This is a genomic window from Aquimarina sp. AU119 (assembly GCF_900312735.1).
GTDB lineage: Bacteria > Bacteroidota > Bacteroidia > Flavobacteriales > Flavobacteriaceae > Aquimarina > Aquimarina algiphila.
Window position 1 is genome coordinate 93,333 of record NZ_OMPF01000003.1, and the last position, 24,012, is coordinate 117,344.

25 protein-coding genes are annotated in these 24,012 nt (G+C 31.3%); 12 read left to right on the forward strand and 13 right to left on the reverse strand.

Translation table 11 applies throughout. The features are described 5' to 3' along the window. The 3 genes from DK442_RS03925 to DK442_RS03935 are packed head-to-tail and all read right to left on the reverse strand — an operon-like array spanning position 1 to position 1,378. Entirely contained in the window at positions 1–336 is a 336-nt protein-coding gene (locus DK442_RS03925; RefSeq protein WP_109434553.1) for a PadR family transcriptional regulator, read from the reverse strand. Between the two features lie 56 nt (positions 337–392). After that, complete coding sequence (locus DK442_RS03930) at positions 393–926, reverse strand: hypothetical protein (RefSeq protein ID WP_109434554.1); 534 nt, start codon at positions 924–926, stop codon at positions 393–395. After that, entirely contained in the window at positions 926–1,378 is a 453-nt protein-coding gene (locus DK442_RS03935; RefSeq protein WP_109434555.1) for a DUF4870 domain-containing protein, read from the reverse strand. Before DK442_RS03935 ends, DK442_RS03930 begins: the two co-directional genes overlap by 1 nt. 154 nt (positions 1,379–1,532) lie before the next feature. On the opposite strand from DK442_RS03935, the gene DK442_RS03940 reads away from it, so the two are divergent. The 4 genes from DK442_RS03940 (at position 1,533) to DK442_RS03955 (ending at position 3,900) form a co-directional block, all read left to right on the forward strand. Next, positions 1,533–1,991: a DUF4442 domain-containing protein gene (locus tag DK442_RS03940; protein WP_109434556.1), complete on the forward strand. Its 459-nt coding sequence runs from the start codon at positions 1,533–1,535 to the stop codon at positions 1,989–1,991. Between the two features lie 68 nt (positions 1,992–2,059). Next, entirely contained in the window at positions 2,060–2,611 is a 552-nt protein-coding gene (locus DK442_RS03945; RefSeq protein WP_109434557.1) for a hypothetical protein, read from the forward strand. A gap of 158 nt (positions 2,612–2,769) precedes the next feature. After that, positions 2,770–3,570 carry a TIGR00266 family protein gene (locus tag DK442_RS03950; protein ID WP_109434558.1) on the forward strand — a complete coding sequence of 267 codons (801 nt, stop codon included), beginning with the start codon at positions 2,770–2,772 and terminating at the stop codon, positions 3,568–3,570. 132 nt (positions 3,571–3,702) lie between these two features. Further along, positions 3,703–3,900, forward strand: a complete 198-nt coding sequence (locus DK442_RS03955) for a hypothetical protein (protein ID WP_025664664.1) — start codon at positions 3,703–3,705, stop codon at positions 3,898–3,900. A gap of 15 nt (positions 3,901–3,915) precedes the next feature. Here DK442_RS03955 and DK442_RS03960 read toward each other — a convergent pair whose 3' ends face one another. Both DK442_RS03960 and DK442_RS03965 read right to left on the reverse strand, forming a co-directional pair. Then, positions 3,916–4,866, reverse strand: coding sequence for a LysR family transcriptional regulator (locus tag DK442_RS03960; protein WP_109434559.1), 951 nt, complete (start codon positions 4,864–4,866; stop codon positions 3,916–3,918). A 156-nt stretch (positions 4,867–5,022) separates the two neighbouring features. Further along, positions 5,023–5,445, reverse strand: coding sequence for a DUF2141 domain-containing protein (locus tag DK442_RS03965; RefSeq protein WP_109434560.1), 423 nt, complete (start codon positions 5,443–5,445; stop codon positions 5,023–5,025). Positions 5,446–5,754: 309 nt separating this feature from the next. Here DK442_RS03965 and DK442_RS03970 point away from each other — a divergent pair, with 309 nt between their 5' ends. After that, positions 5,755–6,006: a hypothetical protein gene (locus DK442_RS03970; protein ID WP_109434561.1), complete on the forward strand. Its 252-nt coding sequence runs from the start codon at positions 5,755–5,757 to the stop codon at positions 6,004–6,006. A 16-nt stretch (positions 6,007–6,022) separates the two neighbouring features. On the opposite strand, the gene DK442_RS03975 is transcribed toward DK442_RS03970, so the two are convergent. Then, positions 6,023–6,628 carry a TetR family transcriptional regulator gene (locus DK442_RS03975; protein ID WP_109434562.1) on the reverse strand — a complete coding sequence of 202 codons (606 nt, stop codon included), beginning with the start codon at positions 6,626–6,628 and terminating at the stop codon, positions 6,023–6,025. Positions 6,629–7,027: 399 nt separating this feature from the next. Here DK442_RS03975 and DK442_RS03980 point away from each other — a divergent pair, with 399 nt between their 5' ends. From DK442_RS03980 to DK442_RS03995, 4 genes are all read left to right on the forward strand, one after another. After that, on the forward strand, positions 7,028–8,299 hold the full coding sequence (locus tag DK442_RS03980) for an alkaline phosphatase family protein (RefSeq protein ID WP_109434563.1): 1,272 nt from the start codon (positions 7,028–7,030) through the stop codon (positions 8,297–8,299). 43 nt (positions 8,300–8,342) lie between these two features. After that, the gene (locus DK442_RS03985) at positions 8,343–11,387 is read left to right on the forward strand and encodes a SusC/RagA family TonB-linked outer membrane protein (RefSeq protein ID WP_109434564.1); all 3,045 of its coding nucleotides are present in this window, start codon (positions 8,343–8,345) and stop codon (positions 11,385–11,387) included. 14 nt (positions 11,388–11,401) lie between these two features. Continuing rightward, complete coding sequence (locus DK442_RS03990) at positions 11,402–12,808, forward strand: SusD/RagB family nutrient-binding outer membrane lipoprotein (protein ID WP_160114038.1); 1,407 nt, start codon at positions 11,402–11,404, stop codon at positions 12,806–12,808. 282 nt (positions 12,809–13,090) lie between these two features. After that, entirely contained in the window at positions 13,091–13,954 is an 864-nt protein-coding gene (locus DK442_RS03995) for a polysaccharide lyase family 7 protein (RefSeq protein ID WP_109434566.1), read from the forward strand. Between the two features lie 91 nt (positions 13,955–14,045). Here DK442_RS03995 and DK442_RS04000 read toward each other — a convergent pair whose 3' ends face one another. Genes DK442_RS04000 through DK442_RS04025 form a run of 6 tightly spaced genes read right to left on the reverse strand, consistent with a single transcriptional unit; the run spans position 14,046 to position 20,246 of the window. Further along, on the reverse strand, positions 14,046–15,377 hold the full coding sequence (locus DK442_RS04000; RefSeq protein ID WP_109434685.1) for a DUF58 domain-containing protein: 1,332 nt from the start codon (positions 15,375–15,377) through the stop codon (positions 14,046–14,048). A gap of 5 nt (positions 15,378–15,382) precedes the next feature. After that, the gene (locus tag DK442_RS04005; protein WP_109434567.1) at positions 15,383–16,423 is read right to left on the reverse strand and encodes a MoxR family ATPase; all 1,041 of its coding nucleotides are present in this window, start codon (positions 16,421–16,423) and stop codon (positions 15,383–15,385) included. 28 nt (positions 16,424–16,451) lie between these two features. Then, positions 16,452–17,663 carry a DUF4350 domain-containing protein gene (locus DK442_RS04010; RefSeq protein WP_109434568.1) on the reverse strand — a complete coding sequence of 404 codons (1,212 nt, stop codon included), beginning with the start codon at positions 17,661–17,663 and terminating at the stop codon, positions 16,452–16,454. A gap of 4 nt (positions 17,664–17,667) precedes the next feature. Further along, complete coding sequence (locus DK442_RS04015) at positions 17,668–18,417, reverse strand: DUF4129 domain-containing protein (protein WP_109434569.1); 750 nt, start codon at positions 18,415–18,417, stop codon at positions 17,668–17,670. A gap of 1 nt (position 18,418) precedes the next feature. Beyond that, positions 18,419–19,291 carry a hypothetical protein gene (locus DK442_RS04020; protein ID WP_109434570.1) on the reverse strand — a complete coding sequence of 291 codons (873 nt, stop codon included), beginning with the start codon at positions 19,289–19,291 and terminating at the stop codon, positions 18,419–18,421. Then, the gene (locus tag DK442_RS04025; protein ID WP_109434571.1) at positions 19,281–20,246 is read right to left on the reverse strand and encodes a stage II sporulation protein M; all 966 of its coding nucleotides are present in this window, start codon (positions 20,244–20,246) and stop codon (positions 19,281–19,283) included. Before DK442_RS04025 ends, DK442_RS04020 begins: the two co-directional genes overlap by 11 nt. 37 nt (positions 20,247–20,283) lie before the next feature. Between DK442_RS04025 and DK442_RS04030 the strand changes: the two genes are divergently transcribed. Then, on the forward strand, positions 20,284–21,000 hold the full coding sequence (locus DK442_RS04030; protein ID WP_109434572.1) for an RDD family protein: 717 nt from the start codon (positions 20,284–20,286) through the stop codon (positions 20,998–21,000). A 47-nt stretch (positions 21,001–21,047) separates the two neighbouring features. Here the strand turns inward: DK442_RS04030 and DK442_RS04035 are convergent, their stop codons facing one another. Then, positions 21,048–21,800 carry a peptidylprolyl isomerase gene (locus DK442_RS04035; protein WP_160114039.1) on the reverse strand — a complete coding sequence of 251 codons (753 nt, stop codon included), beginning with the start codon at positions 21,798–21,800 and terminating at the stop codon, positions 21,048–21,050. A gap of 38 nt (positions 21,801–21,838) precedes the next feature. On the opposite strand from DK442_RS04035, the gene DK442_RS04040 reads away from it, so the two are divergent. Then, on the forward strand, positions 21,839–22,438 hold the full coding sequence (locus tag DK442_RS04040) for a CoA pyrophosphatase (RefSeq protein WP_235010902.1): 600 nt from the start codon (positions 21,839–21,841) through the stop codon (positions 22,436–22,438). Positions 22,439–22,483: 45 nt separating this feature from the next. Continuing rightward, complete coding sequence (locus DK442_RS04045) at positions 22,484–23,287, forward strand: 1-acyl-sn-glycerol-3-phosphate acyltransferase (protein ID WP_109434574.1); 804 nt, start codon at positions 22,484–22,486, stop codon at positions 23,285–23,287. Positions 23,288–24,012 lie beyond the last annotated feature (725 nt).

Genomic DNA, 24,012 nt, shown 5'->3' on the forward strand with positions numbered 1-24,012 from the left:
TTACTTCTTTTTTTGTTTGGTTACCAGATTTACAGCATTTTGTAATTCTTCCCAAGTGGTATTTAATTCTTTGAGAAACAGTTTTCCTGTTTCGGTGAGTCCATAATATTTACGAGGTGGTCCTGACGTTGACTCTTCCCAGCGATAGCTTAATAATCCTGCATTTTTGAGTCTTGTTAACAGGGGATATATTGTACCTTCTACCACAAGCATTTTTGCGTCTTTAAGGGTTCCCAAAATTTCAGCAACATAAGCATCATCGTCCTTAAGGATAGAAAGTATGCAATATTCCAGAACACCTTTGCGCATTTGCGCTTTTGTGTTTTCGATCTTCATAAAACTAATTTTTAAATGTTAAACTGTTCATTTTTTGATTGATGTTTGATTGATGGTTACTTTAAAAAATATTGATCAGTAAATACTACACCAGCTATAAAAACAGATGTTAAAAGATAATTGATTAGGTTAAATTTTATAGTGTATTCCTGTTCCTTTGATGTTTTTATTAATAAGAACAATAATGTAAAGCATACTAATAATGGAAGTATCCAATACCCTAACCCCAACCATTGACTAATTCGAGCTTCATCATTTGGATTAAAAATCGATACAATCATTGCCATTAGTCTAAAAGCAAAAGCAAAAAACAAAAAAGGATACCAATACATATTTTTTGTCTTTCTAATAACATAAAAAAATACAAATGCTGTTAGTACTGTAAAGAGCGGTCCGGCAGCACTTACAATGTGCTCATGCCATACTGTTTTATATTCTCCTTCTACCAAGAAAGCAGAATTAAGTGTCATTTGCATGGGATATCCTAATAGCTTTCCTGTAAGTAAATGTGCTAATTCATGAAAGAAAAAGGACAGTACAACTGCAAGAGTCATTATTAGAATATATTTTATGTTTATTACTGCCTTCATTATTTTATAAATCGTATAGATAATGGATATCTGTATTTTTCACCCTTATTTGCTTTCATTGCTGCGCTAATTGTAAAGATTATTTCCAGAAAAAAACCGATTAAAGCGATAACACCTACAAAGGAAGCTCCAATAAGAGTTCTAAACCCTCCTGCATCAGAGAAATTGATGGATATGTCATTAAAATGAAATAAATCTGATATTGTAGCATCTCCAAAAACATTAAAAATGAAAAACGGAAATGAAAATATTCCAAGGATAATAGTATATAATAATATACTTAGTTGAAAATTGATAGCTTCTTTACCATGATCATCAATGAATTCTGATTTGTCTTTGTTCGTTGTCCATAATAGAATTGGAACAATATAATTCCCAAAAGGAATAAAGTATTTTGAGAATGCACCTAGATGCATAAACGTTGCGATATTTTTGTGATTTTTGATTGACATTTTAAAAGTATATAATAGTTTCTTATGCAAATATATGGTTAAAAAAAGGTATTATGCAAAACATAGTACCATAATTTAACATAAATTTAAGATTTTAAAGTCTTTTGCATGCTGTTTCTTTTTACTTATATTGTGTATACTAAAAATGAAAATCATGAATATTACTCCGGGTAAGCTTAATACCTTCTTATTGTTTAAATTACCTTCTGCATGGTTGTGTGGGGTACGGGTAAAAAGTATCGATAGAACTAGTTGTATGGTAAGTGTAAGGCACAGATGGATAAATCAAAATCCATTTAATTCTATGTTCTGGGCTGTACAAGGAATGGCTGCTGAACTTACTACAGGAGCTATGGTAACTGGATATATAAGAGACAGTGGTAAAAAAATCTCTATGTTGGTTGCAAACAACAATGCTAAGTTTACAAAGAAGGCTACAGGAAGAATTACTTTTGTATGTAATGATGGTAATCTGGTAGAAGATGCAATTAAAAAAACAATAGAAACAGGAGAAGGGCAAACGGTTTGGATGAAATCTATTGGAACCAATACAGATGGGGTAGAAGTGTCTACATTTAATTTTGAGTGGACTGTTAAAGTTAAAAAGGTATAAGGAAAGAAATATAACATTTATCCGATCACCTTTTAAGTATATTGTGTTTCAGATTTCTGTTTTACAAGATGAAATTCAAAAAAATATATATTCTTAGTAGTCTTATAGTGTTGTTAATTATATTTAAAGCTTCTATTTACAGAGCTATTATTAAGTATGAAGTTGTTGGTTCAAGAAAAGGCTATGAGGTAAAAGATGAAAATTTAATCAATTTTATTGAAAAAGAATTAATAGAAGATGATCTTATAGATATTGAATCAATACTAAAAAAATCGAGAGTACTTACTAATGAAAAGTTACATTTTACTTCATCTAAATGTGATATTGATCCGAATAAGTTGATCACTAGTGAATATACTCATTGTATTGGATATGCACTCTTTTTTGAAACTATTTGCAATTATATGATCAAAAAGAATCCTCTTTTAAAAGACTGGAAAGCTACTACCAGAATTGGGGAATTGTATTTTTTTGGTATTAATATTCATAATTATATCGAATCTCCATTTTTTAAAGATCATGATTTTATAATTATCGAAAATGCAAAGACAGGTCAGAAATTTTTTATTGATCCAACTGTTAGCGATTATCTTAGTATTGATACCGTATCAATAAGATAAATAATTTATAGGGAGTGTAAAGGCAGTTTTTCTGATCAATATTAATGTGATTTTTTTAAATACGTTTCTGTAAGAATAATATGATGTAACATATTTAAAAAAATGTTTACTCATAAAGTAGTTATTCATTAATCAAAATATTTTAAACATTTAAAAATATGACAGCACACGAAATCGATTATGAAATCATAGGTGAAGAAATGCAATATGTAGAAATAGAACTTGATCCACAAGAAGGAGTAATTGCAGAAGCAGGAAGTTTTATGATGATGGATGATGGTATAAAAATGGATACCATCTTTGGAGATGGATCAGAGAAAGATAAAGGAGTTTTTGGTAAAATTTTTGGAGCGGGTAAACGATTGTTAACTGGTGAAAGTTTATTTATGACTGCTTTTTATAACCAGGTTGGAGGAAAAAAGAAAGTAAGTTTTGCTTCGCCATATCCGGGAAAAATTATTCCGATAGACCTAACCAAATACGGAAATAAATTTATTTGCCAAAAAGATGCTTTTCTATGTGCAGCCAAAGGAGTTTCTATTGGAATAGAGTTTTCCAAAAAATTAGGTAGAGGTTTATTTGGAGGGGAAGGTTTTATTATGCAAAAGTTAGAAGGCGATGGTATGGCTTTTGTTCATGCAGGAGGAACTACAGCACGAAAAGAACTACAACCAGGAGAAAAATTAAAAATTGATACAGGTTGTATTATTGGATTTTCTAAAAATGTAAATTATGATATAGAGTTTGTAGGAGGAATTAAAAACACAATTTTTGGAGGAGAAGGGCTCTTCTTTGCTACACTAACAGGACCTGGCGTGGTGTATGTCCAATCACTACCTTTTAGTAGGCTAGCTAATAGAGTATTGGCTTTAGCTCCTAGAGGAGGAGGTAAAAGTAAGGGAGAAGGAAGTATATTGGGAGGATTAGGAGATCTTTTAGATGGCGATAACAATTTTTAACAATGTTAAATAAGCGCTAAATGACTGTTTTTTTGGTTTTATTTGCATATATTAGCATGAACAACTTTAAAAACAGTAAGCTTATTCCTACAATTACTTGTTTAAACCTAATATTTAAACCCCTATTAATTTATGGCCAGAGCGATGTTTGATTACACTAAGACTGTACTTAAGAAAGTAAGTTTTGATGTTAATCTTTTTACAAAGGAAGTCCTGAAAGCACTAAACAGACTACTTCCACATGAGATTGAAGAATTAAAAATTTGGATTCAATCACTAACAGTAAAGCAACCAGAATTACAATCTTGTTTAATTTATTTAAAATCATAATATAAAAAGCGACTTTTAGTCGCTTTTTATTTTTGACAGAGGGCTGATAATCTGCACGTTTTGAAACGCAATGGCTCCTTTTACAATACCAGCTATAGTAGAATGCAAGGCTTCAATGATTTGCATTTTTAATTCACTTTTATTAAAAATCAGACTTACTTCTCTGGCAGGAGAAGGTTCATTAAAGTAATGCAAGTTACTCTTTTCATTATTTTTGATATCCAAAGTATGTAAATAAGGTAATAAAGTCATTCCTAAACCTTCATTAGCAAGTTTTATTAATGTTTCAAAACTTCCGCTTTCTAATTGAAAATGGTCTTCTTCATAACTCTTTTTGGTTTTACACAGATTAATAATGCCATCTCTAAAACAATGACCATCTTCTAACAGTAACATATCATCAATGTCTAGATCTGCAGTATCTATTTTTTTCTTCTGATTTAACCTGTGATTAGAAGGGATATACCCAACAAAAGGTTCATAATACAATACCCTTTCTTTTATATTTTCGTCTTCTAACGGAGTTGCAGCAATAGCAGCATCGAGATGACCATCTAGAAGACGTTCAACTATTGCTTCGGTATTTAACTCTTCAATTTTTAACTTTACTTTTGGGTATTTTTTTATAAAATTATTTAAAAACATTGGTAAAAGAGTAGGCATTATTGTCGGGATAACCCCAATCTTAAATTCTCCTCCAATAAACCCTTTTTGTTGATCTACAATATCCTGAATACGTTCACTTTCATTTACAATATTTCTAGCTTGCTGCACAAGTTTGCTGCCAACTTCTGTAAGCTCAATAGGTTTTTTACTTCGATCAAAAATTAGAATATCGAGTTCTTCTTCGAGCTTTTGAATTTGCATACTTAAGGTAGGCTGAGTAACAAAAGTTTTTTCTGCAGCTTTGGTAAAATTCTTGTTTTCGGCAACTGCTAAAACATATTTCAATTGTGTAATGGTCATAGGTTATATTTTGGGCAACAAAAATATGAAAGCTATCGATATTATTTATTAAAAAATTACTAAAAATTTGTTTTGTCTATGTGCTGATCACAAAAAAGAATTGCACTTCATTAGTGCAATTCTTTTTTTGATTGATGAATACTTGTATTTATATATTTACATTCTAATTTCAAGTTCTAGGTTTTCTGAAGTCACTTCAAATTTTGCTTCACCCCACATTGGTGGTCCGTAACTCATACTATTGTTGGATACTCCATAATTTTCTTTTGGTATTCCATTAGGTTCAAAATCCATTCTGTTATTTCCATTTATATCATGAAAACATGAGATGGCATATACTCCTGCAGGAACATTGGTAAAAGTGATTTTTGCTACACCATCAGTGATTATACTTTTTTCACCTTTTATAGGGGCAGCTTTCATAAAGGTATTTTCGTCATATAGTCCAAAAAGAACTTCACCTTCTGAGCTTGTAACATTAGGAACAGTTACTGTAATGGTTATTCCATTGATGTTTTCTTGTGCGTTTGTGAAAAAATTGGAAATTAGAAGGGCTACGATTAAAGCTAGAGTTTTCATATGATTAAAGTTTTATAGTTATTGTTTTTTGATGATTCAAAAGTCTATAAAACCAGGAGTCTTTTATAAAGTAAAATACTGAGTTGTTATTTTTAGAGGATGAAATGTAGGTATCTCCAGAATGGACTTGTTTTTAGTACTATCACTGATCAGTTATGATGTTCAAGTTTTGATAGCATTGTAAAATCTAATCATGTTATGTGTAAAGATGCCAGGTATAGATGTAATGTTATGAAAAGGTAAATAATGTCAGACATGTATATAGGTTTCTTGAAAATAGCAGTTAATTTGATGTAAAATTGTATAAGAATGACTATACCTCAAATTATTGGTTGGCTAGGAGCTATTGCTTATGTACTAGCTTATTTGTTGCTAAGTTTAGAAATTTTAAAATCTGATAAAGAAGTGTTTCACGGTGTAAATACTTTTGGAGCTCTATGTTTAGTTATTAATGCATTGCCAGTAGAGGATTACCCTACAATTGTTGTAAATGTAGTTTGGGGTCTTATCGGTATAATATCAATAATTAGAATTGTTTTGAAAAGAAAATTAATCAATTAATTCAATATGAAGATATTTAAGATGTTTTATATTCAATTAATTGTTTTACATGATTCATATATATCGTGACTTGCTTTTCATACTCTTTTCTGTTATCTGTAAAAGTTCCCAGATAATAATAAGCCCCATCAATTAGAGCAAAAATAATTTCTGTAAGCTCATCTATATTTGTATTCACTATGATTCCGTTGTTTCTTGCATCCAGTAGTCTGTTTTTTAAAACGTTATGTAGTGTTTCTAAAAATGATTTAAAACTTTTATTGAAATCTTTATTTCTATATACTTGAGCATAAAAGCTATAAAAGAGTCCGTCATCCACGTAATCATTCCATTTTCTGGAAAATAATAGCATAATAAATTCTTCTAATTTTTCTTTACTATCTATAGATTTAAGTTTTTCTGAATCAATAAAACTTAAGTATTTCTCGAGAATATAATCTTTTAAAGCAACTAGAAGACTCTCTTTTGTCGCAAAATAGTGCATTACTAAACCTTTACTAATTCCCATTTCCTCTGCAACCTTTGCGACAGAAGTATTTTCTAAGCCAATTTTTTTGGCTACAGTATAAAAAGCAATTATAATTTCTTTTTGTCGTATTTCACTTAAGTTTTTTCTACCCATTAAACTATTAATTTTTGTCAAAAATATAGCTTTAAACTTGATTTATTAAATCTCCTCTTGTTTTAGAATTCAAAACATACATACGTTTAAACTAACAAAATTATGCTGTTAAAAGGAATTAAAATCAACACTGGTTTAGATACCATAACATCTGGAAATGCTTTAGTAATAGGATGTTTTGCCTTATGTATAGGTGTTGATCTATTAAAATTGCTAAAAACAATTTAATTAACTTAAATAGAAAATCTCTAACATTAGTTTAACCATACAGTAAACTTTTTTTAATTGACTGATTGTTCAATCTATTTTTACTTCGCTGTAGATTTGCAACGGGAAAACAGTAATAATTTAATCTTTCTCCCTGATGATTAATCTTGTTTTAACTAATTAATAACTCTTATGAAATTTTTTTTATACGTAGTAACTATACTGATTGGATGTTCTGTTAATGGTCAGGATAAGGCTTCTAAAAAGACTAGTACAGAAGGTGTTAAAAAAGTAGTATTCGTTATTATTGATGGTATTTCAACAGATTTATTTTATAAATCTAATACTCCCTTTATAGATACAATGTCTAAAGAAGGTGCTTTTTCTGAAGCATATGTTGGAGGAGAAAAAGGAAAATATTCAGAAACACCAACAATATCTGCGGTAGGTTATAATAGTTTACTGACAGGCACCTGGGTTAATAAACATAATGTTTATGGAAATTCTATTGTAAACCCCAATTATAATTACCCATCGATATTTAGAGTATTTAAAGATACCTATCCTGATAAGAAAATTGCTATTTATTCGTCATGGTTGGATAACAGAACCAAACTTGTAGGAGAAGGATTAAAGGAGACAGGCGCAATAAAAATGAATTATTCTTTTGATGGTTTAGAGTTAAATGAAGAAAAATTTCCACATGATAAATTAAAGAAATATCTAAAACGAATAGATGCAGAGGTTGCTAGAGAAGCAGCCAATCACATATTTGAAACAGGACCAGATTTATCTTGGATATATCTGGAACATAGTGATGATATGGGACATATTTTTGGAGAAAGCCCTACATATTTTAATGCAGTGTCTTTTGAAGATTCGCTACTTGGGCTTATTTGGGATGCAGTCAAATTAAGAGAACAAAAAACTGGAGAAGATTGGCTTATCATAGTCACCACTGATCATGGAAGAATGCCCATTGATGGAAAACACCATGGTCAACAATCCTATAGAGAGCGAAGTACTTGGATAGCACTTAGTAAGCCTATTGATAATACTTACTTTAAAAATAATAAAGTAGCTATCGTAGATATATTCCCTACTATCTGCGATTATCTGAGTATTACTGTTCCAGAAGAGACATCATTAGAGTTAGATGGAATTTCTCTAATGAAAAAAGTAGATGTATCTAAGTTAGAAGGAGTGTGTATACATAATGAATTTTTACATCTGCAGTGGTTAACAGAACATAAGGAAAATGAAATAGGAAAAGTATATATAAGCTATACCGATAATTATAAAAAAGGAGAGAAAGATAACTTCACTCTTTTGGGAGAAGTTGATATTCAAAAAAGAGAATTTACTACCAAAATAAAACCTCCTGCCGGTACAAAGTATATAAAAATTGTTTTAAAAACTAAAAATCAAACTATTAATACCTGGGTAAAAGTTACACCCAAATAGGCAATCTAAATCAATTATTAAATAACACTAAAAACTTGTGAAAATGAACAAGAACCTGATTATTTTATTCCTCATTTTTTCTACTTCCCTTTTTGCTCAAAAACAAATTACGGGTGTTGTAGTAGATCCTGCGGGGACACCTGTTCCGGGAGTAAATGTAATAATACAAAATACAACAAGAGGTACTGCAACAGATTTTGATGGAAATTATACTTTAGAAGTTAACGAAGGAGAAATTTTAGAATTTTCTGTTTTGGGATATGAGACTCAAATAATAATGATAAAGAATCAAACGGTCATCAATATTTCATTACAAGAAGGGGCTGATTTATTAGAAGAAGTCGTAGTAACTTCTTTAGGTATTCGAAAAGAAAAAAAGGCTTTAGGGTATGCAGTTAGTGAATTGAAATCTGAAGATATTAATAGAGTTAAAGCGACTAATGTTATCAATACGCTGTCTGGTAAGGTTCCGGGTTTACAGGTGACAGGAGCAAGTAATGGTTTAGGAAGTTCTGCAAGGGTGGTGATAAGAGGAGAGAATTCTTTAAATCTAAATAGCAATGAACCTTTGTTTATTTTGGATGGGATACCTGTAAACAATCGCATTTTTGGAGTTGGAGGAAATTCTACTGATCAAGCAGATCTTCCCACAGATTATGGTAACGGACTTTCGGAACTGAATTCTGATGATTTTGAATCTGTAACTGTACTTAAAGGTGCTGCAGCATCAGCACTATATGGATCCAGAGCAGCAAACGGAGTTATTGTAATCACTACAAAAAAAGGAAAAGAAGGGCGTGGTTTAGGGGTTGAAATTTCATCTTCTACTATGTTTAGCTCTGCATTAAGACTACCAGATTTACAGACCGAATATGGTGGTGGATGGGCAGGAGCATATGCCTCAAATTTTGGTACTAATTATGGTCCAAGACTTGATGGATCCATTGTTTCTCAAGAATTAGCTTTAGGAGAACCAATCGATAGGCCATTTATAAATAGATATGATTTAGATGACTTTTTTGAAACAGGTGTAAATTTAAATAATACAGTTTCTATTTCTGGAGCTAATGAGAAAGGAAATTTTTTATTCAGTTATGGAAATAATTATAACGAAGGAATAATACCTAATACAAACTTAAAAGGAAATAGCTTTAGGTTAAATGCTGGTTATAACATCAATGATAAATGGAAAATTCAGGGATTAGCTAATTATATAAGTAGAAGTTCTGACAACCTTCCTGTAGCAGGATATGGATCGCAAGGTATAATGTATACGTTACTTTGGAACTACATAAATGTTGATTTAAATGATTTAAGGAATTATTGGAATGTAGAAAATGAAGAACAACGTAAATTATTTACTTGGGGAGATAATCCCTGGTTTATTGTAAATGAGAATATCAATGCATTTAATAAGAAAAGATTTATTGGTAATGTAAATACAACGTATCAATTAACAGAAAACCTAAGTTTATTAGCTCGAATTGGTGCAGATGAATCAAATGATTTTAGATGGTCACGTAGATCTATTGGGGCTCAACGAGCTCCGAATGGATTATATAGAGAACAAAGAATTAATTTCTCTGAAATCAATGCAGATTTTCTGCTTTCATATGAAAAAGAATTTGGCAATTTTGAGACCAAAACATCAATAGGAGGTAATAGATTCGATCAAAAAATCACTGAAAGTTTTTTATTAGGTAATGGATTAACGATTCCTGGAATTTATAATTCACAAAATATTGATGTGACTCCAGAGTTGAGAAGCGATATTTTCAGGAAAAGGATTAATAGTGTATATGCATTTACAAATATAGGATATAAGGACTTTTTATATTTAGATATATCTGCGAGAAATGATTGGTCTTCTACACTACCAGCAGGAAATGATTCGTATTTCTATCCTGCAGCTTCCTTGTCTTTTATTCCTTCAGCATTGTTTTCTATGCCAGAAGCAATAGATTTTTTAAAACTTCGGTTTAATATAGCAGAAGTAGGTAAGGATACAGATCCATACAGACTTTCAAAAACATTTAATTTTGCTACACTACCTGGTACATTGACCAATCCATCTCAATTGCCAAATGCTAATTTGAAACCAGAAAGAACAACTTCTACAGAGTTTGGATTAGAAACCTTTTTATTCAATAAGCGAATTTCTTTAGACGCGACTTATTATACATCAACATCGAGAGACCAAATTCTTAATGTAGGAGTATCCGGTAGTAATGGATTCAATTCTTTGGTGACCAATGCAGGAGAGATTCAAAATTCGGGTATAGAATTAGCATTAGGTATAGTGCCACTTAGAACAGAGAATTTTGAATGGCGTATAAATGCTAATTTTTCAAAAAATGAAAGTGAAGTAAAATCATTATCAGGTGATCTGGATACATTTATTATTGCTCAAGGACCTGATGGCGTTACAGTAGAGGCTAGACCAGGAGAACAAATGGGAGATATTTATGGTCAAGCCTATGTTAGAAATGATGCTGGAGAAATTATATTTGAAAATGGTTTACCACTTACAGGAGATAGAAAAAAAGTAGGAAACTACAACCCTGATTGGATGTTAGGATTATCAACAAATCTAAGATATAAAGGAGTAAATTTATCTGTATTATTCGACATCAGACAAGGGGGAGAAATCTATTCTTATACCAATGCAATCGGAAGAGAAAGCGGAATTCTAGCACTTACAGCCGGATGGAGAGATGGAGTTGTTGGAGAAGGAGTAGTACCTGATGGTGCAGGAGGTTTTGTTCCAAATACTCAAGAAGTAACCGCAGAAGCATGGGCCTATGGAGTGCCCAGAAGTAATGCAGAAGCAAATATCTTTGATGCTTCATATATAAAGCTACGTCAGTTAAGTCTGGGGTATACTTTCCCTGAAAAGGTTGTTAAACCACTAGGTTTACAACAGTTTTCTATAAGTCTTGTAGGATCCAATTTAGTGTTGTGGACAGATGTTCCCAATATAGATCCTGAAGCTCAGGCATTAAATGGAGGGTCCCTATTACCAGGATTTGAAGTGACTCAACTACCCTCTGCAAGAACGTACGGTTTTAAACTTAATATGAAATTATAAAAAGTAACATGATCATGAAAAAAATAGTTTATTTATTAACTCTGATTATTTTAGGAGCTTGTACAGATCAGTTCGAAGAGTTGAATACCAATCCAAATGATCCGGTAACAGCAAGTGAAAGCTTATTATTACCAACAGTTTTGTTTGATTTATCAAATATTACAGTGAATCAAACTTATGGTTTTGGAGATGTTATAGGACAATATACAGGGAATTATGAATTTAATGATATTGATATATATCGTTGGCAGGCAGACGATAGATTCTGGTCTCCAATGTATAGTATATTGCAAGATATTAATGATTTAAAAGCAATTGCAGAAGAGAATAATAATGAAAATTATAAAGCAATTGCTTTAATTCTAGAAGCATATATTTATAGTGTTATCACAGATGCATATGGTGATGCGCCTATGACAGAAGCTAATAGAACAATTGAAGGTATCACTACTCCTGTCTATGATAAACAAGAAGATATTTATACAGCTATATTCTCAAAGTTAGAAGAAGCGAATACTATTGCTAATATTACAGAAACAATTAAGGGTGATATTATGTACAATGGGGATTTAGGTAAATGGAAAAAGTTTGCAAATTCTTTACGTTTACGCTTGCTAATGAGAATATCTGGAGTACAAAATGTAAGCTCAGGTATGAATAATATCATAAATAACCCAGATAGATACCCTGTATTTACATCAAATGATGATAATGCTATATATAAGTATAGCGGAGTTGTCCCAGATGTATCTAATGTATCTCAAGCAGGAGGAGGAAGAGATTATGAATACTTTTTACGTATACCAACAGCTCACTTTTTGGGATTGCTAGATGCTAATAATGACCCTCGTTTAAATTTATGGATAAGTCCGAAGGAGGGAACCGACGATCGAACACTAGGAATAATACCAGGACAACCACTAGGAGAAATAGGACGTCCAGCAGATTTTAGCAGAAAAGCAGTGGAGTTCTTTGAAGAAGCTGAGAAAATCCAGGGAATACTTATGACCTATAGTGAGTTGAATTTTATTTTAGCAGAGGCTAAAGAAAAGAATATGATTTCTGCAGGTACAGCCCAAGGCTATTATGATATAGCAGTACAGTCTTCTTTTGATCAATGGGAAGTAACTATGCCAGTTAATTTTCTTACAACTGCGGTGCCATATGATAATAGTACAGATCGATTATATGAGCAAAAGTGGTTAGCACTTTATCATACCGGAGTAGAACCCTGGTTTGATTGGAAAAGGACTGGTAAACCATCTTTTATTCAGGCGGGATCAGGAAATCTTAATAATGATATGGTTCCTGTACGATTAAGATATCCAAGTTTAGAACAATCTGTAAATGCAAGTAACTATGAGCAAGCTTCTGCAGCTATGGGTGGAGATAATATTAATGCTTCATCCTGGTGGTGGTAAGAATTGATTGAGTTTAAATAATTACTTTATGTAATTCCAATTATCTAAAATGCTCCCAGGGAAACCGGGAGCATTTTTAATTTATAATGTAAAGACAGAAAATAAGTAGAGTATAATGATCTAGTTTTTGTTTAAATTAATAATAGAAAAATAGCTATGTCTATCATGGTTTAACATAATTTAATAGTGTTTAACATAAGTTTATTTAGGGTGATGCACGGTAAGTGTGTTTTAGAAATGAATGCATTCCAACTTAAATATTAATTTAAAAACATTAAAATCATGACAATTAAAAAAATAAAAAAAAGATATGCTATACACTTTTTTAAATTAAGCCTTCAATTGATACTATGTTTATCGTTATTAGGTGCTGTTTCTTGTTCTAAAGATGACCCTGTTAATGAACCAGAATCTCATGAGTTTTTAGCTAAAAAGAAGAAGACGCCTGTACCTTATGATAAATTTTCAGGAGCTCTTAATAAGGCAAAATTACAAGGACCTGGGAGTGGCATAGTTAAAAAAAAGGTGAAAAAAGGTAAAAAAGATGTTTGGGTTAATGTAGAAAAAGGGAATTTTAAAGGATATAAAAGTGACAAATTTTATATGGCAGGTAACCAAATGTATTTCAAAAGCCCAAAGAATAGTAAAAAAAGAACAGAGTTACGTAGACTTGGTGATTATGAAGCTTCGGCAAGTATAACTTCTACGGGGAACTTAAAAGTTCATAGTACTTCTCATAAAGAATTTACTGTTATGCAGTTACATCATAGTGTTAAAAATAGCCCTTTATTAAAGATTGAATATAAAGCAAAAAAGAATAGTAAAGGAAAGTACGTTACTGGTGGTTTTTATGCGGTAAACCGAAACAAACCGGGTGCATCTACTAGTGGAAGAACCAAACTTTTAAAAGGTGGTAGTTCTGCTAAATTTCAGATTAGATATCGACCTTACACGTATACTAAGAAAAATGGTAGTAAAGAAGCAAGAGCAAGGGTTTCGGTAGTTGTTAATAATGATTCTAAAAATTCAATTGCTATTGCTGATATAAAACAAAGTGATTGGGGAAAAGGATTTTACCTTAAGGCAGGAGCTTATAATCAACAATCAGGAGAAGCCAAAGTTTCTTTTAGTTCGTTAAATTGGTAGTAATATTAAAGAAGCAATTTTATAACTTGAGTTTATTTTTAAGTTTAGCAAAACAAATTAATTTGTTTTGCTAAACTTATTTTTTGAAGCTTTATAACAACCCTCTGGCTTTAATCTCCAGGTATTTGTTAATAGTATTTACAGTGAGGTTTTCGGGAGTGGTAAGTATCGTTTGGATACCGTGCTTTTGTAGCTCTTTTACCATTACTTTTTTATCATAGGCAAACTGTTGGGCTATAGTTTGATCATATATGGTTTGCGTGTTTTCTGCTTTTTGATGAATTAAATGATCTAACTCTGTATTTTGAAAGAGAATCACAACTAATAAATGCTTCTTAGCTAAGGCTTGAAGATAAGGTAGTTGTCTTTTTAATGAGGAAATATGCTCAAAATTAGTATATAATAACAGTAAACTTCTATGGTTAATTTGCCGCTTTATATGAGCATATAATAATCCGAAATCAGAATCTAAAAACTGAGTTTTTACATTATATAAAGTTTCAGATATGGCATTAATGTATGTTTTTTTTCCGCTATCCGGTAAAAAATTATTTACGGTATTAGAAAACGATAACATGCCTACTTTGTCATGTTTTTTGAGCGCGATATTAGAAAAAGCTAAGGTACTATTTACGGCATAATCTAATAAGCTCAATTGATTAAAAGGCATTTTCATAACACGACTGGCATCGATTACAGAATAGATAGGTTGAGATTTCTCATCCTGAAACTGATTAATCATTAAATTTCCATGCTTTGCTGTTGCTTTCCAGTTTATGGTACGCACATCATCCCCAACTACATATTCTTTAATTTGTTCAAATTCCATGGTATGACCAATACGACGAATTTTCTTAAGACCAATCTGAGTTAATTTGTTATCAATGGCTAAGAAATCATATTTTTTCATTTGAATAAAAGAAGGATATACTTTTACCATAGCCGATTTGTCAAAACTATAACGCCGTTTTACAAAACCTATCCTGGTCATGGCATATATATATAAGTTTCCAAAAATATATTCTCCACGTTGTACAGGACGCAGAGCATATTCAAAATCAAAAATAGATTTAACAGGAATTCTAACGGTCTTAAGGAAATCACGTTTCTGAAATTGAACAGGTATCTCATCAATGATCTCGACAGTTGTGGTAAATTGGTAATTACTTTTTATACGAACAGGAATGGCATTAAAATCACTATTCGAAAATTTATCAGGTAAAATTCTATTAGCTTCAATACCCTTTTTTGTATTGTAAAGAACAATAACGTCAAATAAAACGATAATTGTAAATCCCCATACTAAAAGCCAGGCAATCGGATATAACTCATTAAACCAATACGATATTAAAAAAAGAATCGATAGGAATGCTAGTGTATAAAATACTCTGAAACTAAAATATAATGATTTCAAGAACTTGATCAAAACTAACGTGGTATTTCAACAGATTGTAAGATCATTTCGATAACATTTTCAGTAGTCATTCCTTCCATCTCACGTTCTGGTGATAAGATAATACGATGACGTAATACTGGGAAAAGAGATTTTTTAATATCTTCTGGTGTCACAAAGTCCCTTCCGTTAATTGCTGCAAAAGCTTTAGAAGCATTCATCACTGCTATAGATGCTCTTGGTGATCCACCTAAATATAAATGCGGATGTGTTCTGGTTTTGGTTACGATTTCTGCAATATACCCTAGAATCTTTTCTTCTATGATTACTTCTTGAGTTTTTGCCTTAAACTCTATTAGTTTTTGTGGAGTTAAGATGGTATTAACTAACTCTAAGGGTTTTGTGGCTTTTCTCTCATGATGTGTTTTTAAGATATTTACTTCTTCTTCCAATGTAGGATAATCGACTTTAATCTTAAATAAAAACCGATCCAATTGTGCTTCTGGTAATGCATAGGTCCCTTCTTGTTCTACAGGGTTTTGTGTTGCTAATACCATAAATGGAGGATCCATAGGATATCGTGTACCATCTATAGTTACCTGTCGTTCTTCCATAACCTCAAATAAAGCTGCTTGAGTTTTGGCAGGAGCACGGTTGATTTCATCAATGAGTACCATATTTGAAAAAATAGGTCCTTTTTTAAATTCGAAATCACTGGTTTTCATATTAAGAACAGAAGTCCCTAATACATCACTTGGCATAAGATCAGGGGTAAACTGAATACGATTAAATTCAGTCTTTAGTGTCTTAGCAAATAATTTGGCTGTAATCGTTTTAGCAATTCCAGGTACTCCTTCTATTAAAACATGACCATTGGCTAACAAGGAAACAATCAATAATTCGATAAAATCTTGTTGGCCGACAATAACTTTGGCAAGCTCGGCTCTTAATTTTTCTACTACTTGTTGTAATTCACTAAGATCAATTCTGTTCTGAAAGTTTAAATCTTGCTCAGATGATGCTATAGGTGAAGTCTGTTCTGAATTTGTATCGTTTGTGATTTCTTCGTTTTCCATATATAATACTTTAAAAGAGAAGTGATGATTAAGATTTACTTTTGAATTTGGTAATCAATTCATATAGCGCTATTAATTCATCTTTCTCTATCTTTGGTTTTCTATTTATTTCTTCAAAATATTTGAATAAGTTTTTGGTTTCTTCCATAGTATTACTGCTTCTGGCGGCAATATCTGTTAAGGTTTTTTCATCCAAAGTATCTGTTGGTATTCTTAATGTATTACGTACGTAATCCAAAAATAATAGATTTTGTTTTGTTGCTATTTCTTTATGCTTTTCTTTTTCAAAATACATGCCGCTAATAGTCCTTGTAAAAGATAAAGTTTGATTTTTTAGCGGTGTAATTATAGGAATACTTCTCTGTTTTCGTTTGCCTTCAAAAAGAATAAACAATACTACTCCAATGATGACAAAATAATATGCCCATTTAAGATAGCGATTGTTTAAAAGAAAGAAAAGGGGAGAAGTATAAAATGTTTTTCCAGATTTATAATAGTTATCCCAAAGGATTTGTTGTTTAGGATTGATATACGCAAGAAGATTTTGAGTGTATTGATAATTATTTTCTTTTAGCATAAAATAATTTCCAAATGCTTCAGGAAAAGTATGAAGCAAAATATGACCATTCCCAAAGGATTGTCTGATATAATTAATTTCTGGATCTTTTATGACTAAGGTGTCATTGTATAATTGAGAAACACCTAAAACCGTTGTGTTTATGGTATCTATTTTGCTAAAATAAGGGTTGCTAATATCTCGATCGTATAAAAATGGAATTTCATTTTTTAGATTGGTATTGGTTAATGCAACAAGAGGTTTGGTATTAATATCATCAAGAGCTAACAAATTATCAGTGTCTATATTAAGAGTATCTAATAGTGTATACCCAATATTTTTTGAAGAAATGAATAAAGTATTTCCTTTTTCTACCCAACTTAATATTTTATCCAGCTCACTTTTATCAAAACCTACAGAACCATTAATAAAGAAATAAGTTCCGGTTATGCTATCATTATCTGTAAGAAACTCATAAGGCGGCTGATTAATGTCTTTAAGCCCCTTGTTATCAAATGCTTCTTTAATTAAATTATAGGAAACAAAAGTACCTAAAGGAATTTTATCTGTTTTAGAATAACTAGGAAACCAATTAATGGGAGCTGGTTCACTAGCCTCCATGTACGTTAAGAATGCAATAAGCCCTATAATGATGATGATAAATATTTTGGATCCTTTTGTCATCAAATTAAGATTGTATGCTATTGGTTATAGATTTAAACTCTTTTTCTGCTTGCAGATATGATTTTTCATTGACCTCAAAACTACCATACCAGGTAAAATCATATAATTTGGTTATGGATTTAAATTGCTTTTTTATGATATCATTCGATATTTCTTTGGTATAATCGGTATTTGTTTTTTGAGCTTCCCATGTGATCAATTCTAAATCAGATAATTTTTTTAAAACAAATAGATAGTAATACCGAATAGCTAATCTGTAATTATTATTTTGTAATGCTTGATTGATCAATTGTTGAATATCTTTATTTTGAATAATGTCTTCATCCTCTGTAAGCTCCACTTGAGGAGGGATTTGTTTTTCTAAAAGCATATCACCGGGATTCACTTTCATGAATAACCAACCTAATAAAAATAATATACCAATAATTAATAAATATGGTAGTAGCTGAAATATGATTGCCCAAAAACCTGTAATTTCATCAACCCCAAAAAACCAGGATTTAAATTTTCTCCAAAGCTGGTTAAACCATTTTTTCAATCGAGTCCACCAATTATCGGGTTCTTGGTATTCTGTATAGTTGAAATCATCTTGCTTTTGAAATTCTTGTATTTTTTGATCATCCAATTTTATGATTTCTTTTGGAGAATCAAGATCATATACTATTTCCTGCGCTATAGAAGTAACCGTGCTGTCTTGAATCTTAGCAGATAAGGAAAAGGAGATGAAAAATAAAAAGCAATAAAGAATTTTCAAATTATTTGTTGTTACCTAGTGAATCTATTTGTTCCAAAGCTCCTGTAGCATGTTTTATTTCGTTCAGGTTAAAATAAATAAATGCTGTAGAAATTGCGGTTATAATATATAATACATATTGTGCGGCAGATGATATCGTATTTAGAGCAATAAAGACCCAATCTATCATTGCCGTAGGATCTACCATAGAACCTTCAGAGGCAGATGTTAATAATCTTGTATATGAATAGACGGCTGCAGGAATAGAAAATACCATACTTATAATCCATATCACTATCCCAACAATAAAAAGAGTAGCAAAGGTAATCCACCATTCATTCTTTATCAGATTAAAGCTATCACTTATAGCATCTGAAACACTAGAATTTCGAAATATTAATATGGAGAAAACAAGACTCATAGGAACATATAAATATATACCAGGGAAGACACATAATAAGGTTCCGAAGAAAGTAATTAAACCAGAGAGAACTCCTAATCCGATAATTTTACCGAAATCATTTTTTACTCCTTGTACTACAGTTTCAGAATTTACAACACCTTTACCTTCGATATAGTTTTTTATGTAGTGCAAAACAGTACCGAAAAGGGCACCATAAAAAATTAATAACATAGCAAACATTGCAACTAATGCAATCAATAAAATTCCCATATCCGAAAGCTCTCCTCGTGATAGGCTTACTGGGTCAAATACATTAGCATAAGTATGGGTGTAATATGCAGATGCTAATAGAAGTAATACGAATGGTATTACCGAAGTTTTTAGTAAAATTGATAACAAGTGTTTACCATTTTGTCTTATAAAGGCAAAGGTATCTGTGATAATATCTCCTAATTCTCTTTTTTTCTTAAATTCTATGTAGTTATTGTTCATTTGCTAATTTTTTATAGAGTATTCTGGGGTATATAACATAATAAAACAGGATTAAAGCTAAAGATCCTGATATGATAATAATTGCCAGCCAATCTGGCATTTCTGTGTGTCTTGTAACAAAACCTTCTAAAAATCCTGCTATTATAAAAAAGGGAATTGTACTGATTACAATTTTTAATCCTGCTTTTACCCCTCTTACAAAAGAAGTTAACCGAGTATATGTTTTTGGAAATAAAATTGAATTTCCGACGACCAAGCCAGCACAACCTGCTATTATAATTACAGATATTTCAATAGTTCCATGAATCCAAATGGTACGAGCGCTTTCCCAAAGCAATCCTTTGTCATAAAAAAAGTATTGAAAAGAACCAAGCATAATAAAATTACTCATCAGCATGTAAATAGTTCCAATACCACATAATACACCAAATGAAAAACATAATAAGGCTACTCTAATATTATTAATAGTAATACCAAGAAACATATTGGTTTCTTCCATTTTTTTGTATACGGCCATAGGATCATCGTTAGCAATATTCTCTAAAGTCATATTAACATATCCGTCGCCTAATATTGATCTTACAAATGCGCCATCTGTTGCAGATGAATAAACCCCAATCGCAGTAAATAGAACAGAAATTAAAAAGGTAATGAGTAATTGTTTTTGATATTTGTAGAATTCTAAAGGAAATTCTTTGACCCAAAAAGAGTATAACCTATTTTTTTTCTCCTTTTTTGTTTTGTAAATTTTTTGATGTGCGCTTGAAGCTAAACTATTTAGATAGTTAAGTGTTTGACTATTAGGGTAAAATGTTTGTGCATAACTAAGATGATCCGTTATTTCAATATATAAATTAGAAAGCTCATCTGGAGTTATTTGGGTATTATTAACCAGAACACTTTCAAATTTTAACCATTTATCTTTATTTTGCTTCACAAAAGCTGCCTCACGCATGTATCGATCAATTAAGAGGTTCAAAGAAACATAATTAATGGATAATTTTCAAATAGAAACGGCTCAAAATGTTAGTATACAGCAAAATGCTGCTGGAATAGGAGAGCGAATATTGGCATATCTTATTGATCTCTTAATTATTATAGGGTATTTTATTGTTACTATATTTATTCTTGGGGTTTTAGGATTGGATCCTGGAGATCAATGGACATATTGGTTAGTTTTAAGTTTGCCGGTTTTTTTATATTTTTTATTATGGGAAACATTTTGGGATGGTAAGACTCCAGGTAAAGCAGCAATGAAAATAAAGGTGGCAAAATTAGATGGGTCGAGACCTGCTTTTTCTAATTATTTAATTAGATGGTTACTTCGTTTGTTGGATATTTCTTTTGCTTTTGGAGGAATAGCGGTAGTCTCTATTTTATTGGGAGGAAAAGGGCAACGTTTAGGAGATATGGCTGCGGGGACTACCATAATTAGTGAGCGACAAAGGGTGCAATTTCATGAGACTATACTCGTTGATATTCCTGATGATTATGTAGCGGTATATCCACAGGTTACAGTTTTTAGTGATGAAGAAATGCGAAAAATCAAAACCATTTATACCGATGCAAGACGAAATGCAGATCATAATATCATTCTGGAGCTTTCAAAAAAAGTAAGTACTTTGATGGATGTGACCCCTCAGGAGAAACCATTACAATTTGTGGATAAGGTAATAGCAGATTATAATTATTATACGCAAAAACTATAATTTACAGCAATAGAATACCAATTTTATAACATTGGGGTTTTTAAGTTTTATTGAATGACTTCGGCTGTTATAAAAATATTTTCTTTAGGCCATTCGCTTCCATCGACAGGAACATTAGATATTTTATCAGCTACATTCATTCCTTTAACAACTTTTCCAAAAATAGTGTGTTCTCCATCCAAATGAGCAGCTCCTTTCTTTGCAATTACAATAAAGAACTCATAAGGTGTAGAACGATTAGAAGGGTTATCCACCCATTGTTTGGATAGGGCAACCGCACCACGAACATGTTTAAGGCCTTTTACCGGCTCTTGGGGGATAGTATATTCTCCAATTTCAAAACGTTTGTTTGCGGTTTGTTGACGATCACTATTGCCTCCTTGAATAACAAATCCTTTGGCTACACGGTAGAAAAAAGTCTCATCAAAATACTTTTGTTTAACCAGATAAATAAAGTTTGCTCTATGTATAGGAGTCTCTTTATATAATTTTATATGTATATCACCGTATGTTGTCTTTATGTTAACCAAAGTTTCTGGATTCTCTTTACCATAGGCACTCATGAATTCTCTTAGGTTTTTGTTTGAAAGTTTAAATGGTTCTTCGTTAGAGGTTTTTTCTTCTATATCAGCTTTTACCTTAGAAGAAACTTCTTCATTTATCTTCTTTGTTTCCTTTATCCTGATAGTATCTTTATTTCTTTCTGTACTCTGCTTGTTTTTTTTAGAATGTGTATCTTCACAATTAGAGAATAAGATAATACTTACGCAAAAGCATAAAATTGATTTGGTAAATGACATTTGAAACATTTAAAAATTTAATTCCAAAAATAAAGAAAATGTCAGTACCGGGCGAATCTTCGCATTTTATTATGGCTCCTGATCTTCGAATAAAAGAATTAAATAAACTTAAAATAGAAGAAAGAAATCCTCGAAATGCTGCGGTTATGATGCTTTTTTATCCCAAGGAAGGGATTACTCATATAGTTTTGATATTAAGACCAGATTATGAAGGAGTACATTCTGGACAAATTGCATTACCAGGAGGGAAAGTAGAACAACATGATTTAAATTATAAAGAAACTGCATTACGTGAAACTCAGGAAGAAGTAGGCGTAAATACAAATACAGTTAAAGTCATTAAAACTTTAACAAAAGTATATATTCCTCCATCTAATTTTTGGGTGCATCCGTTTTTAGGTTTTACAGAAAACCGTCCCGACTTTGTAGCACAAGAAGAAGAAGTGGCAAAAATCATAGAAGTACCATTATCAAAATTATTGGATGAAAGAAACGTGGTCCCACAAAAATTGTCAACATCTTATGCGAAAAATATAGAGGTACCTTCCTTTGAATTAAATGGTTATGTGGTTTGGGGTGCAACAGCGATGATGCTTAGCGAGCTTAAAATCTCTATAAAGCAGTCAATGGTCTTATGATTTTGTATATTTGACGTTCTTAATACAACGAGTTTTCTAAAACATATGGGATTATTTAAAAGAAATCCATTTGGTCATATATTATTTCTAAAAAAATGGCTCATCCGTATCATGGGAGGGCTAACGCATAGACGGTATAGAGGTTTTAATGAATTACAAATAGAAGGAAGTGAAGTTTTTAAAGACCTTCCAGATAATGGTGTTCTATTTGTTTCTAATCACCAAACCTATTTTGCAGATGTGGTAGCAATGTTTCATGTATTTAATGCTAGTTTAAGCGGACGTACAGATTCGATTAAAAATGTGGGATACTTGTGGCAACCAAAAATGAATCTTTATTATGTTGCGGCAAAAGAGACAATGAGAGCTGGGCTGTTAGCAAGGATTTTAGCATATGCTGGAGCGATAACAGTAGAACGTACCTGGAGAGATAAAGGAAAAGATGTTAATCGTCAGGTAAAAATGAGCGATATTACTAATATCTCACGGGCTTTAGAAGATGGATGGGTAATTACATTTCCACAAGGAACAACAAAACCGTTTAAGCCTATTAGAAAAGGAACTGCCCATATTATAAAACAATATAAACCTATTGTCATTCCTATAGTTATTGATGGATTTAGAAGATCTTTTGATAAAAAAGGTATTCGAATTAAAAAGCGTGGAATATTACAGTCAATGGTTATCAAGGAACCGCTGGATATCGATTATGAAAATGACACTACAGATGATATTGTAGGTAAATTAGAATTTGCTATAGAACAACACCCTTCTTTTCTAAAAGTGATTCCTCAAGAAGAATTAGAGGCAGAAGAGGAATTGAATAAAAAAAGAAAATGGGAATATTAAAATATAGTTTTAATAAATATGCCTCATTGTAGTTATATACGGTAATGGCTAAACTTTTTTTCATTATTCTATAATGATAAAGTTTAGAGGATAGGGTAGGGCTCAAAAGTATTCATACGTTATATAAAGAAAAACGTATTATGAAATTTTCAAGAATATTTTTAAGACTAGGGTTAAGCTTACGAACTGTTGTTAAATTTTTAAAAGAGCTTCCAGCATCTTCTTCAAATGCAATCCATAGGTAAACACAAATTTCATATCGATGATTAATGATCTGATTTTGGAATGGACAAAAAAAGCCTCTTTCATTTTTTTGAAAAGAGGCTTCATAATTTTATTCATAGTTATTTTATAAAAAATATGGACTATGTTGTATTCTTTCTTATACAAGAAACTCTCTTTCCTTTTTTAAATTCTAAAAACACTATAGATAATAGTTGTATGATTAAATTTTTAAAGAATTTAATCTACATTCATCGTTTTTGATTCGTCATTCGTCTTTTTTTTTGGGAGAATAAGTACTAGATCAAATATATTGTCAACGTATCTATCAAATACAGTATAAGAATATATTTTATTTGATGTAAAAACTTCTTGTTAGAAACTTTAAAAGTTTTCTCGCAATTAACCAACTGTTATCGTATTATCAATTTATTTACTTGTGCGATGCACAAATTTTCTGAATTTTTCATGATTATAGTATGGAGAGCTTAGAAAATAATGAT

What these genes read in the sequence shown, in the direction of transcription:
- DK442_RS03955 (WP_025664664.1), top strand. Translation starts at nt 3,703, where the DNA reads ATGGCCAGAGCGATGTTTGATTACACTAAGACTGTACTTAAGAAAGTA.
- DK442_RS04040 (WP_235010902.1), top strand. Translation starts at nt 21,839, where the DNA reads ATGTCAGTACCGGGCGAATCTTCGCATTTTATTATGGCTCCTGATCTT.
- DK442_RS03945 (WP_109434557.1), top strand. Translation starts at nt 2,060, where the DNA reads ATGAAATTCAAAAAAATATATATTCTTAGTAGTCTTATAGTGTTGTTA.
- DK442_RS04045 (WP_109434574.1), top strand. Translation starts at nt 22,484, where the DNA reads ATGGGATTATTTAAAAGAAATCCATTTGGTCATATATTATTTCTAAAA.
- DK442_RS03930 (WP_109434554.1), bottom strand. Translation starts at nt 926, where the DNA reads ATGAAGGCAGTAATAAACATAAAATATATTCTAATAATGACTCTTGCA.
- DK442_RS04025 (WP_109434571.1), bottom strand. Translation starts at nt 20,246, where the DNA reads ATGCGTGAGGCAGCTTTTGTGAAGCAAAATAAAGATAAATGGTTAAAA.
- DK442_RS04005 (WP_109434567.1), bottom strand. Translation starts at nt 16,423, where the DNA reads ATGGAAAACGAAGAAATCACAAACGATACAAATTCAGAACAGACTTCA.
- DK442_RS03985 (WP_109434564.1), top strand. Translation starts at nt 8,343, where the DNA reads ATGAACAAGAACCTGATTATTTTATTCCTCATTTTTTCTACTTCCCTT.
- DK442_RS03965 (WP_109434560.1), bottom strand. Translation starts at nt 5,445, where the DNA reads ATGAAAACTCTAGCTTTAATCGTAGCCCTTCTAATTTCCAATTTTTTC.
- DK442_RS04010 (WP_109434568.1), bottom strand. Translation starts at nt 17,663, where the DNA reads ATGACAAAAGGATCCAAAATATTTATCATCATCATTATAGGGCTTATT.
- DK442_RS03950 (WP_109434558.1), top strand. Translation starts at nt 2,770, where the DNA reads ATGACAGCACACGAAATCGATTATGAAATCATAGGTGAAGAAATGCAA.
- DK442_RS03980 (WP_109434563.1), top strand. Translation starts at nt 7,028, where the DNA reads ATGAAATTTTTTTTATACGTAGTAACTATACTGATTGGATGTTCTGTT.
- DK442_RS03990 (WP_160114038.1), top strand. Translation starts at nt 11,402, where the DNA reads ATGAAAAAAATAGTTTATTTATTAACTCTGATTATTTTAGGAGCTTGT.
- DK442_RS03925 (WP_109434553.1), bottom strand. Translation starts at nt 336, where the DNA reads ATGAAGATCGAAAACACAAAAGCGCAAATGCGCAAAGGTGTTCTGGAA.
- DK442_RS04035 (WP_160114039.1), bottom strand. Translation starts at nt 21,800, where the DNA reads ATGTCATTTACCAAATCAATTTTATGCTTTTGCGTAAGTATTATCTTA.
- DK442_RS03940 (WP_109434556.1), top strand. Translation starts at nt 1,533, where the DNA reads ATGAATATTACTCCGGGTAAGCTTAATACCTTCTTATTGTTTAAATTA.
- DK442_RS03975 (WP_109434562.1), bottom strand. Translation starts at nt 6,628, where the DNA reads ATGGGTAGAAAAAACTTAAGTGAAATACGACAAAAAGAAATTATAATT.
- DK442_RS04030 (WP_109434572.1), top strand. Translation starts at nt 20,284, where the DNA reads ATGGATAATTTTCAAATAGAAACGGCTCAAAATGTTAGTATACAGCAA.
- DK442_RS03960 (WP_109434559.1), bottom strand. Translation starts at nt 4,866, where the DNA reads ATGACCATTACACAATTGAAATATGTTTTAGCAGTTGCCGAAAACAAG.
- DK442_RS03995 (WP_109434566.1), top strand. Translation starts at nt 13,091, where the DNA reads ATGACAATTAAAAAAATAAAAAAAAGATATGCTATACACTTTTTTAAA.
- DK442_RS04020 (WP_109434570.1), bottom strand. Translation starts at nt 19,291, where the DNA reads ATGAACAATAACTACATAGAATTTAAGAAAAAAAGAGAATTAGGAGAT.
- DK442_RS03970 (WP_109434561.1), top strand. Translation starts at nt 5,755, where the DNA reads ATGACTATACCTCAAATTATTGGTTGGCTAGGAGCTATTGCTTATGTA.
- DK442_RS03935 (WP_109434555.1), bottom strand. Translation starts at nt 1,378, where the DNA reads ATGTCAATCAAAAATCACAAAAATATCGCAACGTTTATGCATCTAGGT.